Annotated in this window: 22 protein-coding genes; 19 read left to right on the top strand and 3 right to left on the bottom strand. The window is 41.2% G+C overall.

The genetic code is table 11. The annotated features are described in order from the left end of the window. Positions 1-7 precede the first annotated feature (7 nt). From KUH03_RS12040 to KUH03_RS12030, 3 genes are read left to right on the top strand one after another with little or no spacing between them, the layout of a single operon-like run. Positions 8-271: an alpha-L-fucosidase gene (locus KUH03_RS12040; protein ID WP_257093632.1), complete on the top strand. Its 264-nt coding sequence runs from the start codon at positions 8-10 to the stop codon at positions 269-271. Beyond that, positions 268-510 carry an alpha-L-fucosidase gene (locus KUH03_RS12035; protein WP_257093630.1) on the top strand — a complete coding sequence of 81 codons (243 nt, stop codon included), beginning with the start codon at positions 268-270 and terminating at the stop codon, positions 508-510. The genes KUH03_RS12040 and KUH03_RS12035 overlap by 4 nt, the downstream gene beginning before the upstream one ends. After that, positions 480-1,067: an alpha-L-fucosidase gene (locus tag KUH03_RS12030; protein WP_306429734.1), complete on the top strand. Its 588-nt coding sequence runs from the start codon at positions 480-482 to the stop codon at positions 1,065-1,067. The genes KUH03_RS12035 and KUH03_RS12030 overlap by 31 nt, the downstream gene beginning before the upstream one ends. 360 nt (positions 1,068-1,427) lie before the next feature. On the opposite strand, the gene KUH03_RS12025 is transcribed toward KUH03_RS12030, so the two are convergent. From KUH03_RS12025 to KUH03_RS12015, 3 genes are read right to left on the bottom strand one after another with little or no spacing between them, the layout of a single operon-like run. Next, a complete protein-coding gene (locus tag KUH03_RS12025) occupies positions 1,428-1,610 on the bottom strand; it encodes a hypothetical protein (RefSeq protein WP_257093628.1) in 183 nt (60 codons plus the stop codon). Further along, positions 1,607-2,119 (bottom strand): hypothetical protein, encoded by a 513-nt coding sequence (locus KUH03_RS12020; protein ID WP_257093626.1) that lies wholly within the window; start codon positions 2,117-2,119, stop codon positions 1,607-1,609. Before KUH03_RS12020 ends, KUH03_RS12025 begins: the two co-directional genes overlap by 4 nt. Continuing rightward, positions 2,110-2,688, bottom strand: a complete 579-nt coding sequence (locus KUH03_RS12015; protein WP_257093624.1) for an alpha-L-fucosidase — start codon at positions 2,686-2,688, stop codon at positions 2,110-2,112. Before KUH03_RS12015 ends, KUH03_RS12020 begins: the two co-directional genes overlap by 10 nt. Before the next feature lie 434 nt (positions 2,689-3,122). On the opposite strand from KUH03_RS12015, the gene KUH03_RS12010 reads away from it, so the two are divergent. From KUH03_RS12010 to KUH03_RS11935, 16 genes are all read left to right on the top strand, one after another. Beyond that, the gene (locus KUH03_RS12010) at positions 3,123-3,374 is read left to right on the top strand and encodes a hypothetical protein (protein ID WP_257093622.1); all 252 of its coding nucleotides are present in this window, start codon (positions 3,123-3,125) and stop codon (positions 3,372-3,374) included. A 325-nt stretch (positions 3,375-3,699) separates the two neighbouring features. After that, positions 3,700-4,848, top strand: a complete 1,149-nt coding sequence (locus KUH03_RS12005) for an RNA polymerase sigma factor (RefSeq protein WP_257093620.1) — start codon at positions 3,700-3,702, stop codon at positions 4,846-4,848. A gap of 26 nt (positions 4,849-4,874) precedes the next feature. After that, positions 4,875-5,123, top strand: a complete 249-nt coding sequence (locus KUH03_RS12000) for a FecR family protein (RefSeq protein WP_257093618.1) — start codon at positions 4,875-4,877, stop codon at positions 5,121-5,123. A gap of 17 nt (positions 5,124-5,140) precedes the next feature. Further along, a complete protein-coding gene (locus tag KUH03_RS11995; RefSeq protein ID WP_257093616.1) occupies positions 5,141-5,491 on the top strand; it encodes a FecR family protein in 351 nt (116 codons plus the stop codon). 281 nt (positions 5,492-5,772) lie between these two features. Beyond that, positions 5,773-5,943: a hypothetical protein gene (locus tag KUH03_RS11990; RefSeq protein ID WP_257093614.1), complete on the top strand. Its 171-nt coding sequence runs from the start codon at positions 5,773-5,775 to the stop codon at positions 5,941-5,943. Beyond that, positions 5,943-6,104: a hypothetical protein gene (locus KUH03_RS11985; protein ID WP_257093612.1), complete on the top strand. Its 162-nt coding sequence runs from the start codon at positions 5,943-5,945 to the stop codon at positions 6,102-6,104. The genes KUH03_RS11990 and KUH03_RS11985 overlap by 1 nt, the downstream gene beginning before the upstream one ends. Beyond that, positions 6,101-6,271, top strand: a complete 171-nt coding sequence (locus tag KUH03_RS11980) for a hypothetical protein (protein ID WP_257093610.1) — start codon at positions 6,101-6,103, stop codon at positions 6,269-6,271. Before KUH03_RS11985 ends, KUH03_RS11980 begins: the two co-directional genes overlap by 4 nt. Beyond that, the gene (locus KUH03_RS11975; protein ID WP_257093608.1) at positions 6,211-6,885 is read left to right on the top strand and encodes a TonB-dependent receptor plug domain-containing protein; all 675 of its coding nucleotides are present in this window, start codon (positions 6,211-6,213) and stop codon (positions 6,883-6,885) included. Before KUH03_RS11980 ends, KUH03_RS11975 begins: the two co-directional genes overlap by 61 nt. Further along, on the top strand, positions 6,825-7,427 hold the full coding sequence (locus KUH03_RS11970; protein WP_257093607.1) for a hypothetical protein: 603 nt from the start codon (positions 6,825-6,827) through the stop codon (positions 7,425-7,427). The genes KUH03_RS11975 and KUH03_RS11970 overlap by 61 nt, the downstream gene beginning before the upstream one ends. After that, positions 7,400-7,834: a hypothetical protein gene (locus tag KUH03_RS11965; protein ID WP_257093605.1), complete on the top strand. Its 435-nt coding sequence runs from the start codon at positions 7,400-7,402 to the stop codon at positions 7,832-7,834. Before KUH03_RS11970 ends, KUH03_RS11965 begins: the two co-directional genes overlap by 28 nt. Next, entirely contained in the window at positions 7,831-8,388 is a 558-nt protein-coding gene (locus KUH03_RS11960; protein WP_257093603.1) for a TonB-dependent receptor domain-containing protein, read from the top strand. The genes KUH03_RS11965 and KUH03_RS11960 overlap by 4 nt, the downstream gene beginning before the upstream one ends. A gap of 2 nt (positions 8,389-8,390) precedes the next feature. After that, positions 8,391-9,143 carry a hypothetical protein gene (locus KUH03_RS11955; RefSeq protein WP_257093601.1) on the top strand — a complete coding sequence of 251 codons (753 nt, stop codon included), beginning with the start codon at positions 8,391-8,393 and terminating at the stop codon, positions 9,141-9,143. Positions 9,144-9,155: 12 nt separating this feature from the next. Then, positions 9,156-9,539: a hypothetical protein gene (locus KUH03_RS11950; protein ID WP_257093599.1), complete on the top strand. Its 384-nt coding sequence runs from the start codon at positions 9,156-9,158 to the stop codon at positions 9,537-9,539. Between the two features lie 49 nt (positions 9,540-9,588). Beyond that, positions 9,589-10,236, top strand: coding sequence for a RagB/SusD family nutrient uptake outer membrane protein (locus KUH03_RS11945; protein ID WP_257093596.1), 648 nt, complete (start codon positions 9,589-9,591; stop codon positions 10,234-10,236). After that, positions 10,143-10,586 (top strand): RagB/SusD family nutrient uptake outer membrane protein, encoded by a 444-nt coding sequence (locus KUH03_RS11940; RefSeq protein WP_257093594.1) that lies wholly within the window; start codon positions 10,143-10,145, stop codon positions 10,584-10,586. Before KUH03_RS11945 ends, KUH03_RS11940 begins: the two co-directional genes overlap by 94 nt. A 328-nt stretch (positions 10,587-10,914) precedes the next feature. Next, positions 10,915-12,057 (top strand): hypothetical protein, encoded by a 1,143-nt coding sequence (locus KUH03_RS11935; protein ID WP_257093592.1) that lies wholly within the window; start codon positions 10,915-10,917, stop codon positions 12,055-12,057. Positions 12,058-12,136 lie beyond the last annotated feature (79 nt).

Here is a 12,136-nt window from a genome sequence, read left to right as displayed (position 1 = left end):
CGAAATAATGAAAAAATTAACAGGTCTTGCACTCGCTCTTATTGCCTTGCTGTTTAATAGTAAGGTACAAGCTCAAGTCAATTATTTAAACCAATCCAAAGCAGACTTTGACAAACATATGCAATGGTTTAGAGACGCCAAATATGGAATGTTTATCCATTTTGGACTCTATAGCCAATTGGGTGGAGACTATAAGGAAAGCCAATTGAAGGCTATGCCGAATGGATTCAGGCAGGGGCAGATATTCCCAAGGAAGAATATGCCCAGTTGATCCATAGCTGGAACCCGTCGCATTTTAATGCGGATCAAATCGTCCAGTTAGCCAAAGATGCAGGTATGAAATATCTGGTAGTTACGACCAAACACCATGAAGGGTTTTGCCTATGGGATTCAAAATATACAGATTATGATATTGCTTCAACACCAATGAAGGGGCGGGATCTCATACAGGAATTGGCTACTGCCTGTAAGAAAAAGGAATCCGATTTGGTACTTACTATAGTATTATAGACTGGCACCACGATTCACAGTATCGTAATAGCGATGGAAAAAACGGTTGGGACAAATGGGGACAGGTCGCGATGAAACCAGATCAGAGGGCTGTTTATATACAGTATATGAAAAATCAGTTGAAAGAATTGATTGTCAAGTACGATACCGATATGCTCTGGTTTGATGGTGATTGGGTTAATTGGTGGGATATGGCCGCTGGACAGGAACTCTACCAATATTTACGTGAGTTAAAGCCATCTCTTATTATCAATAATCGTGTAGCCAAACGTGAGCAATTCAAACGTGATTTTGGTACACCAGAGCAAGAGCACCTCAGTGCGAAAGTAGATTATGATTGGGAGGCTTGTTATACCTTGAATAACTCATGGGGATTCAAACGATCGGACAGTGCTTGGAAGAGCCCGGAGGAGGTAAACAAAAAGTTGGTAGAAATTAATACACAGGGTGGAAATTTATTGTTGAATATAGGTCCAGACGGAAATGGTGAGGTTCCTGCGATAAGTAAAGAAATATTGCTGAAAGCGGCGGCGGAGCGAAAAGGTCAGGCAAAATAAACGATTAACAAATTGTATTAGAAAGAACCAGACTCATCGTGAATCTGGTTCTTTTTATTGGGCCCTTCAATATTAATTATCGAAAATAGCGTCATTTTCCTTATTTGAATACATCACAATGAGTTAGTTGACTGCTCCATTATTTGTCAATAACATTAATCTCATAAATGGACGGTAAGCCGCTTGCTTTTGTGATATTCAATCGTAGCTTTTCTGTTTGATATGCTCTCGGTAACCGGATGACCTTACAATCGCCCATAGATTCAGCACCCAAATAAATTGTCTCCCAGTTGCCCTTATTAAAAACTTGTATTTTATACTCCTGAATTCTATTGAGTCTGATATTGGAAAACCCATCCCCTAGATTTTTGGTGTCCTGATATTCAAAGATGCTGATTTTGTTAAATTTTTCTTAGAATCCAATTGAATGTCAACTGTTGCTATTGTATCGCTGGCCATCCAGCGGCTTTCTAGGCTTCCATCAGTAATATTTGACGCGGCGTAGTTCACTTTTGTATCCTGTGCGGTTGAGCTTGCGGTCACGGGTGCTTTTGCCGAAACAAACTGACCGTTTTTAGGCAAGGGCTGGCCTTTTTTAGCCCCAGTCGTTTTCCTAATTCAATAACGGCATTCGCTTCATATTCGCGGATACGACCTGTTTGATCAGGAGGGACATTGACGACTAGGCAGTTGTCATTATCTGTACTCCAGTAGAACAGTTCTTCCAGTTCGTCGACCGACCTGATCGGCAATTCTGTCGATTTTTGAAACCAGTTCCAGCGACTGCTCAAACAGATCGTATGCTCATAAGGGAGATAATAGGACTGGCCCTTATGCAGATATTGTTTTTTGTCATAACGGGTGATCAACTTAGGATCCCAAAGACGGAAATCGGAGGGAAAATATTGAAAATAATATTTATTATCCTCGGTCATAGTTGATGGTAAGGCGGCATTTCGTTCACCTTCTTTATAAACGATCGTATGGTTAACGCTGATGGCGCAGTTCGGACTATAGAATTTGACCAGCTTGTACACTTGGTCTAGCCCCAATTATCAGGTTGACGATCCCAACCACCATCCAACCATAGTTCACTAATGTTGCCATATTTGGTAAAGAGTTCTGTCAGCTGGTTTTTCATATAATCAATATACTTTTGGGGATCCTTGTCTTTGTAAGATGGTTCTTTGCGATCCCACAGGGAATAATAGATTGCGAAATCCAGACCATATTTTTTACAGGCATCGGATACAGCCTTGACCACATCTGTTTTCACCGGTGAGGCGGCGACATCATAATCAGTGTATTTACTATCCCATAAACAGAAACCGTCATGATGTTTTGTAATCAATAGGACATAACGGAATCCCGCATCCCGAGCTGTACGCACCCATTGATCCGGATCGAGCTGCGTTGGGTTATATTTTTCTACGGGAATGCTGCCATCTGACCATTCCATATCAGTAAAGGTGTTGACGCCAAAATGCATAAACATGCCATAGCCACGTTTGATCATTTCTTTCTGGGCTTGATTCGGCTTGTTCCCGGGTTGTTGTACCTGTGCCTGACCTAGGGTGGCTAGACCAAGACATAGCGCGATGAAAAATAGTGTTTTGTTCATAATTTATTTGGTATACATTTAATTTCTTCAAACTTAGGTCTATTCTTTTTCAGATCACCGTATTCGACTGGATACCGGATTTCTATATAGAAAGACGATTGGAAGTCTAGATTGTCCCTGAAAAAGTGAAAATAACTTAAAAATGAATAACAATATCTTTTTATCACTTTTTATGGGACATTTTGAACATTCAACCGTCAATAAGAGAGTAAGATACTAAAAATATGGAATCATTGTCAAAGCTTCGGATGTATGCAAATTCCAGAAATGGAGTTAGGGAGAAATTTGTTCCTGATCTATTGTTTTCTCTTAATTATTTTAAAATTAAGACCTGAAGAAAGTCGTTTGTAAAAAGCAAACGACTTTTTTTTTTATCTTTATTTTCAGCATGATTTTATTTGCCTCTCTTAAAATAATAAGCAATTTATCTACAGATGGAAATAGAAGAGATTTTTCAAGACAAATCGATAAAATTAAAAAGTAAGGTGGCAATTCTTGGAGCAGGTTTGCTCAATGGTGGTCTATCCCTCCAATTGCTATTGGAATACGCAGATCAACAAAATGCTGTTGACAAAGCGACTTGCCTAGAAGCTATTGAATATGCGACGAAAAAGAACCCAGCAATCGGTAACAGCGCACTATTGAAATACTTGACAAATGTGTTAGGGGTAATGAACCGAGAATAAAATGGGAAAGTGCGAAAATCATCGGTAATATCATTTGGCTTTTCCCAGATCAATTGGATAATACTGTCGCTAGTTTATTGAAAAATACACGTAATAGTGGAACGGTTGTTCGTTGGCCTATGCCCTAGCCGAAATAATCAAGTTAAAAACCGTTCAAAATGATTTTTAATCCCCGAAGTGGAACTCCTTTGTGAGTTGGAGGAAGATAATGGTGTAAAGAAAAAATACTTGGATGTTTTAAAAAGATAAAAAGTAGCATTTTTAACAGGAAAATACCTTATTTCAATCGTCTTACTATGATAAATTGCTTTATTGATTAGCTCAAATGGATTACAATTATTTTGAAGACTTTAAGGCTGGAAACCAGCGGATGCTAGAATTTTGCATTCAGCAAAATAGGTCATCCCTATTGTTTTTCGCCTACAAATTTATTCGAGATGAAACCGTATGTGAAGAAATTGTTGCTGATAGTTTCTTTAAACTTTGGCAGCATCGTGCACGGATGACTGATCTGGGCCATATTCAATATTTCCTGTTTAAAACCACGAAGAATGCCTGTCTGAATCATATTGAAAAGGAAAAATCATCGCCCTTTGTCTACCATGGGCTTGAGGGGATAGACCAACAGGACGATCGAAATATACAATTCGATATTATTTATGCTGAGTTTATTCAATTATTATATGCCGAGTTGGATAAACTGCCAACACAGCAAGCACAAATCTTTAGATTGAGTTATTTGGAAGGTTACAGTACGGAGGAAATCTGTACATTATTAAACACCACCGCTAATAATGTGTTTTACGCTAAATCTAAGGTGCTAAGTCATCTTAGACAGCGATTTGGACGGAATGATATGTTATTGGCATTGTTCCTAGCCCCTATCTTTTTCAGCATCTTTAAAAAAGTAAAATATTCACTAAGGTTTTGCTCAGTTTCCGGTTTATCTATAAAAACCATGATTATGACTGTGCCTAGAGATATTGCATACCTTATTTTTCATCACTTTCAGGGCGACCTTACGGATTTGGAGCAGCATGAGCTGCAGACTTGGCTCAATTCGGATCCACAACACCGTGTGTTCTTTGAGCAACTCGCAGAAAATAGCGGATGGGAGCAAGATCTAGCGATTTGGCATCGTCTGAACAATACTTCGAAAAAAAGTCAAGATGATCAGATGCTTCTGACAAAAGTGATGGAGAAAGTCCAAGCAATGGAAGAGCCTGTGCAAACTAGGAAAGTCTCCGCTTTGTGGTGGTATGCGGCTGCAGCGATTTTGCTTTGCTGTTTCTCCATTTACTTCATCGTACAAAAGGGACAATCGGATAAACAGGACCAAACATTGACCTATAAAAATACGGAAGATATAAAACCGGGAAAAAGCGGCGCACGCTTGACCTTACCAGATGGTACTGTTATCGCACTAAAGTCAGACGATCAAGGCATCCAAATGGGGAGGAAATTCAGTATGTAAATGGTGATAGACTTGCCACGACAGATTTGACTAATACAAAGATTGCAGATAATACTTTGCTAACATTGGAGGTTCCTGTAAAGAATTTTTATAAAATAATCCTTTCCGATGGTACTCAAGTCTGGGTTAACTCAGGATCTAAGTTGCATTACCCGCTACGATTTGATAAAAATAACCGCGTGGTTGAACTTGAAGGGGAAGCTTATTTTGAAGTCGCCAAACTCACATCAAATAATGCTGTTCGTGGAGCTAAACCTAGCCGTATCCCTTTTTAGTAAAAACCAAGGGGCAGTTGTTGGAGGTTTTAGGGACGAAGTTTAATGTAACGGCTTATCCTAATATTAAGACCACGAAGACAACTTTATTGGAAGGTAAAGTAGTCGTATCCGCAGCAGGATATCCTTCGAAATCAGTCTTATTGACACCAGGGAAACAAAGTTCATTTGATGGCAATGCCTTTCAAATCAAAGAAGTTGATGTGGATCAGGCCATCGCTTGGAAAGATGGGTTATTCTATTTTGATGGCGAAGATGCAAAGGAAGCTTTTGAGCAATTGGGTAAATGGTATGATATCGATATACAATACATAGCGAAAGAACCGCGTGTTGCTTTTTCGGAACAATTGAGCGGAATAAGAGTTTAAAAACAGTAGTTGAAATATTGCAAAAAAGCGGGGTCAAATTACGCTTGGAGGGGAAAGCCGACCGTACACGCTTGATGATTGAAGGGGAATAACAATAAAATAAGGGGAAATTCTATAGAAAGGAGGTCATTTCGGAAATACAATAACCAATCGAATAGGCCAAGAAAACAACTGAGCGATGCTGGACACATCACTCAGCTAAATTGTTTGACGGGCTAGCACCTGTGTATAACACAGGACTTATTAACGTGAATTAAATAACCAATCAAACACACAAAGATATGTTTTTTAAACCATATACTGGACGGGCTATGTATCGTCCAGCGATCCGATTATTACTCTATATGAAATTAACGGTTATGCTATGTATTGCTGCTGTCCTACAGACCTTCGCAAGTGTCAAAGCACAGAAGATTACCGTAAACGCGCAGCATGAAACTTTAAAAAAGTGATGAAATCCATTCAGAAGCAACAGGGGTATCGCTTCTTCTTTCGCGGGGCACAGATTGCCAATATTCCGATTACTGCGCGTATTGAGGAGGCTAGTTTACAACAAGCTATGGATATGATTGTCGGGGAAAGAATTTGCAGTGGACGCTCGTCGATAAGATGATTGTGATCCGCGAAGCAGAAAAGACGGTTCCAGTCTATACCTATGTACAGCATGAAATCACAGGAGTCGTACAGGACAACAACGGTAAGCCGATTGCGGGGTTACTGTGCAGATTAAAGGAACAAGCAATCGTACCCAGACGGATGCTAGTGGCCGATTTAAACTGAGTGGAGCGGCGCAGGCTATCTTGCAAATCTCTTCTGTGGGTTACATGACGCAGGAGCTGTCGACAAACGGTAAGAATACAATACAAGTTGTACTGCAAAATTCCAATATGGACATCGGTGAAGTTGTCGTCATAGGTTACGGGTCTGTCAAAAAGTCTGATTTGACAGGATCCGTATCGAGCATAGGATCCAGTCAAATTACACAGGTCAATACCGTTTCCAATGTGGCGCAGGCACTACAGGGGCAAGCAGCTGGTGTTCGGGTCAATCAGGCCTCAGGACAACCCGGTGAAGCAATGAAAATTCAGATCCGAGGTATCAATTCACTTTCCGCCAGCAATGATCCCTTATACGTAGTCGATGGTATGCCCTTGGATGGTCTATCAGCACAGTTGAACCCAGAGGATATCGAAAATATTTCTGTACTGAAAGATGCCTCTTCAACCGCGATCTATGGTTCCCGAGGAGCCAATGGGGTTATTATGATTACCACAAAAAGGGGAAAAGTGGCAAGACACAAATTGGATATAGCAACTATTTCGGTGTACAAAATTTGCGGAAACGTATTGATGTGCTCAATGCACAGGATTTTGCCAATCTGCAAAACGAAGTAACCCAAAATAATAATATCACCAAAAATGAAAACAAACCTTTGCCATGGACTGACGAACAGATCCGCAACCTAGGTAAAGGGACCGATTGGCAAGATTTGGTGTATCGTTCGGCAATGGTGCAAAATCATGACCTTAACCTTAGTGGAGGTAATGATGCGACAAAGTATTACACCTCTTTTGGTTATCTTAATCAAGATGGAACTATCCGCAATTCTGGATTTCAACGTTTATCTTTTCGAGGTAATATTGAACATCGGTTTTGGGATCGGGTGACCTTTGCGACATCGATGTCTCTACAAAATTCGAAGTACAACCGTGCACAATATGAAAGTGCCGATGGTGGAGGAGGGATTCCTTGGTCCAGTATGGTGCTACCTCCGACAATGCAGGTTTATGACCAAAATGGAAATTATACCAAGTTTACGGGGTATCCTGGGGTGAGACAAACCCTGTGGGATTATCCGAGAATTGGAATAATACTTCCAACAATCTTCGCATTATTGGAAATGCGAGTTTGGCTGTGGATATTATGGCTGGTTTAAAATTGAAGAGCAGTATTGGAATAGATCAGGGAACAACCAAAAATGATCTTTACTATCCGGGCACGATTAGTTTGGGACAACGGACAGATGCAAATGGAAAACCAATTTTTGGCGTCGCATCCAAAAGTTATAATAGTTCTGTCACAATTATTAATGAAAATGTCCTGGAGTACGAAAAAGATTTCGGGCAGCATCACATCAATGCTGTCGCTGGATTTACCTATCAGAAGAGCAAAGGCGATAATCTCAATAGTGGTAGCGGTATTGGTTTTGTCAGTGATTTGTATGAAAATAATGCTATTGGTTCGGCTATTACGAAAGGCTTGCCTTCTACATCTTATGGAGACAATAAACTAATATCCTATCTTGGACGAATCAATTATGGTTTCGCAGATCGTTATTTTTGACATTGACAGGCCGATACGATGGCTCCTCACGTTTTGGCCTTAATCAAAAGTTCGCCTTTTTCCCTTCTGCAGCCTTGGCTTGGAATGTTCATAAGGAAGAATTCTTAAAAGACCAGGAGCTGATTTCTCAATTTAAAATCCGCGGATCTTATGGGAAATCCGGGAATCAGGGTATAGGTAATTACCAGACACTGGCCAATGTGAGTGCAAGGGATGTCGTATTTGATAGTAAGATCGGAACAGGCTTTTTCCTGTCTTCAATGGCTAACCCAAACCTCAAATGGGAATCAACCAAGCAGACAGACTTGGGCTTGGAGTTGGGATTCTTGGACAACAGGATTCAGGTTGTAGCAGATTATTATAACAAACGCACAGAAGACCTATTGCTCAATGTGACCTTGCCTGGATCAAGTGGCTTCAGCTCCGTATTGCAAAATATAGGTGTTGTTCAAAATCGCGGATTTGAATTTCAGGTTTCTGCCCGACCAAATATAGGGAGGGATTTACTTGGAATACTTCACTCAATCTATCCGCCAATCGGACAAAAGTATTAGACATGGGACGTGATGCATATGGAAACTCGATTACGTATAAGGAAATCGGAGCTGGTGGCAACTGGTTTCCAACCATTGTAGGCCAATCCATGATGCAATTGTATGGTTTTACTGTGGAAGGTACCTACAAGACCGATCAGGAGGCGAAAGATAATGGAGAGCCAGATAAGCGCGCAGGAGATTATCGTTTTAAAAATTGGGACGGTCAGGGCCTTGTTTCGGCAAGTGAGGATCGAACGGTAATTAGTCATTTGGAACCCAAATTTACTTTTGGTTTTAACAATCGCTTTACCTACAAAAATATTGATTTTTCCTTTTTGATCGTCGGAAGTTATGGTAATGATATTGTCAATGAATTCCGTAAGTACAATATTTCCCTCAATGGCAATTGGAATCCTACGTATGAGGCCTACAATAACCGTTGGACGGGTGCAGGAGAGGCGCAGTTTGATCGCCCAAGTGAAAAAAGTGGCAGTGCAATCCGAGACTATGCCAACTCGCTGTGGGTGGAAAATGGATCTTATTTGCGCTTGCGTGATGTGACCATAGGCTATACCTTTCCCAAGAGCCTGTTGCAATCCTGGCGTTTGTCCAACCTCCGGGTGTATCTCAGTGCACAGAATTATTTGACTATTACCAAGTATAGTGGTTATGATCCGGAAGTATCTTGGGCTTCCGCGTCTGTCAATGGTTGGGACCGCGGTAACTATCCCGCTTTTAAGTCCATTACCGCAGGTTTAAGAGTTAATTTTTAAATACGAACAATTATGAAATCAAGATATATCCTTTGTGCCCTTTTGACCGCCTGTCTGTTACAGAGCTGTGAAAAATCCTTGCAAGAGACGCCAAAGACGGTGATTTCACCGGATGAATTTTTTAAGAATCCGAGCAGCTATGAATCAGCAGTAACAGGTATCTACGCTGATTTTCCACTGTATGTAGTGTATACGCATGAGATGATTACCGATCTCTATGCAACGCCTTCTGCATCAGCCGAACAAGCCCTGCCAATTTATAATAATCAACCTACACCTGACTATTACAACGCAGGTGGTGCATGGAATACACCCTATGCAGTGATTAAGAACGCTAATTTTATTTTGCAATATCTTCCCAATGCGCCATTGGATGATAGTAAAAGGCACAATTAATTGCCGAGGCCAGCTTCTTGCGGGGTATGCTTTCTTTAATCTTGTACAATTGTTTGGTGATGTGCCGTTACCATTGAAGATTCCTCAAGATTACAACAGTCTAAGATTGCCCAGAACTGGACAGGCTCAGGTTTACGAACAGGTGTTAAAAGATCTACTATACGCTGAGCAGAATCTTCCTGACAAAGCCGCACAGCAGGGACGGGTGGATAAAAACGTGGCTACTGCACTTCTGGCACGTGTATACCTGACTATGGCCGGCAATCCGCTCAAGCAGACTCAATATTATAAAGATGCGCTGCAAAAGTCTACAGCGGTGATCAACTCCGGAAAATACAAACTTATGGATGATTATGCGCAGGTATTTCACAATACGAAGTATACCAGCGAATCCATTTGGGAGAAGTTATATGAACCAGGTCGTGGTTCCAATTTCTTGAACGGCTCATCCAATACTTCTCCTGGTTATAATCCGACCCTGGTTCCATCAAACAATTTTATGGCGAGTTTTTCAAAAGGTGATCGCCGTTTTTCCTGGGGATCATCAGCAACTACATCAAGCCTGATAAAAAGGTTCTGGATCGCCCATTTTTTCAGAAATTTGTGGATACCGTCTCTATCAATCGAGGAGATTTACCCTCACAGGCAAGTATTCCATATACTGTTCCCATTATCCGATTGGCAGAGATGTATCTGATTGCCGCTGAAGCCGAAAATGCAATCAATGGTCCTGCAAATGCCTATAGCTATATTAATGCTATTCGTAAAAGAGCACGTATGGATAAAAATGATCCTACACAGGTACCTGATTTGAGTGGATTATCCAAGGAACAATTCCAACAGGCAGTTTGGAGAGAGTTTGATTGGGAATTGCATGAGGAGGGACAGTCTTGGACGATTATGAAGCGGACCAATACATTTGACCGTATTCAGAAACAACGTGGTGCCTCGCTGAACGTTCCAGTCGGACCATACAACCAGACTTGGCTTATTCCGACGACCGAAGTGACCAACAATAATATACCACAGAATCCCTTATATAAATAACAATATTTGACTAGGGGCAGAAAAAGTGCCAATTAATTGGACAACTAGAAAGAGTATGAAACAACAAGCTGTCTCAAAAGAAAAGCGAGCCCCTGAAAAATGAATAGTTAAAAAGAGATCAAGGGAGATTAGAGCAAATTAAATAAAAAGGCCGCAGTTTTATGGGCGGCCCCTGAAAATAAAACAACTAAAATAAACGGATTTGTAGGGACAAATTCGTTTATTAGTCGTCGTGTAGAATAAGAGGTTAATATAGTAAGAGGTTGAAATTGAATTACAATAAGAAGCTAAAATTGACCAAACGATAACCAAATGAAATATTGAAATTATGAAGATAAAACCAAGTCTAGTGCCCAAATTATTGTTTATTGGTCTGAGCTGTGCACCTGTGTTTACAATACAAGCGCAACAGTCTGGTGCGATTAAGCGAGTTTACGTCAGTACAAAGGGCAATGACCAAAATCCGGGAACGGTAGCGCGGCCGTTTGCTACCGCCGAGGCAGCCTTGCGTGCCGTTGAAAAATCCAAACAGGGAAAGGCGACAACTGGAATTGAAATTATTTTTACTGGTGGCACTTACTATCTAGACAAACCAATTCAAATATCTGCAGCGCGGTCCGGTACAAAAAAACTGCCATTTCGGATCAAAGCCGCAGACGGAAAGCAAGTTATCCTCAGTGGAGCTAAACTGCTTGATCTGAAATGGGAACAGGGAGATAAGGGGATCTGGAAAGCCAAAGTTCCAGCAGGAACGAGTTTCCAAAGTCTTTATGCGAACGATGCACATCTCGTCAGGGCGCGGTATCCAAATTATGACGCATCCGTATTACCCTTTCAGGGCTACGCTGCTGACGCACTGAGTCCTGAACGTATTGCCACCTGGAAAAATCCGACAGGAGGTATTGTACATGCTTTACATTCAGGTCGCTGGGGTGGATTCCATTACCGTATTACCGGAAAAGATGGAGCATCAAAGGTAACATTGGAAGGCGGAGAGCAAAATAACCGGCCAAGCCCAATGCATGAAACCTACCGCTATGTCGAGAATATAGTTGAAGAACTTGACAGTGCACAAGAATGGTATTTGGATGAGGGGACAGCGACGCTGTATTACATGCCATCTAAAGGTAAAGACCCCAATCAATTGAAATTTGTAGCACCACAGCTGGAAAATTTGATTACAATTGCTGGATCTGCCAACAATCCAGTGCACGATATCGAAGTCAGCGGTATCCGCTTTATGCATACTGCACCTACGTTTATGAAAACAGCCGAACCTTTGTTGCGTAGCGACTGGACCATCTATCGTCAAGGAGCAGTGAAGATCGAAGGTGCTGAAAACTGTATCCTTCGTGCCAATGATTTTATCGAATTGGGGGAAATGCGATCTTCGTTAACAATTACAACCGTGGAGTTAAAGTTAGTGGTAATCGTATCGAACAGATCGGTGCCGGTGCCATCAACTTTGTAGGTGATCCCGAGGCTGTACGTTCACCTGCGTTTCGCTATGAAAAATTTGTTCCACTCGATCAGATGGACACCCTTAAAGG

Source organism: Sphingobacterium sp. E70 (genome assembly GCF_019285695.1).
GTDB classification, from domain to species: domain Bacteria; phylum Bacteroidota; class Bacteroidia; order Sphingobacteriales; family Sphingobacteriaceae; genus Sphingobacterium; species Sphingobacterium detergens.
This window is presented reverse-complemented; position numbering and strand designations above follow the sequence as displayed.

Bases quoted from the DNA above. Each gene is read 5' to 3' on its own strand.
- KUH03_RS12040 (WP_257093632.1), top strand. From the start codon at position 8: ATGAAAAAATTAACAGGTCTTGCACTCGCTCTTATTGCCTTGCTGTTT.
- KUH03_RS12015 (WP_257093624.1), bottom strand. From the start codon at position 2,688: ATGAACAAAACACTATTTTTCATCGCGCTATGTCTTGGTCTAGCCACC.
- KUH03_RS12010 (WP_257093622.1), top strand. From the start codon at position 3,123: ATGGAAATAGAAGAGATTTTTCAAGACAAATCGATAAAATTAAAAAGT.
- KUH03_RS12005 (WP_257093620.1), top strand. From the start codon at position 3,700: ATGGATTACAATTATTTTGAAGACTTTAAGGCTGGAAACCAGCGGATG.
- KUH03_RS11990 (WP_257093614.1), top strand. From the start codon at position 5,773: ATGTTTTTTAAACCATATACTGGACGGGCTATGTATCGTCCAGCGATC.
- KUH03_RS11985 (WP_257093612.1), top strand. From the start codon at position 5,943: ATGAAATCCATTCAGAAGCAACAGGGGTATCGCTTCTTCTTTCGCGGG.
- KUH03_RS11980 (WP_257093610.1), top strand. From the start codon at position 6,101: ATGATTGTGATCCGCGAAGCAGAAAAGACGGTTCCAGTCTATACCTAT.
- KUH03_RS11955 (WP_257093601.1), top strand. From the start codon at position 8,391: ATGGGACGTGATGCATATGGAAACTCGATTACGTATAAGGAAATCGGA.
- KUH03_RS11950 (WP_257093599.1), top strand. From the start codon at position 9,156: ATGAAATCAAGATATATCCTTTGTGCCCTTTTGACCGCCTGTCTGTTA.
- KUH03_RS11935 (WP_257093592.1), top strand. From the start codon at position 10,915: ATGAAGATAAAACCAAGTCTAGTGCCCAAATTATTGTTTATTGGTCTG.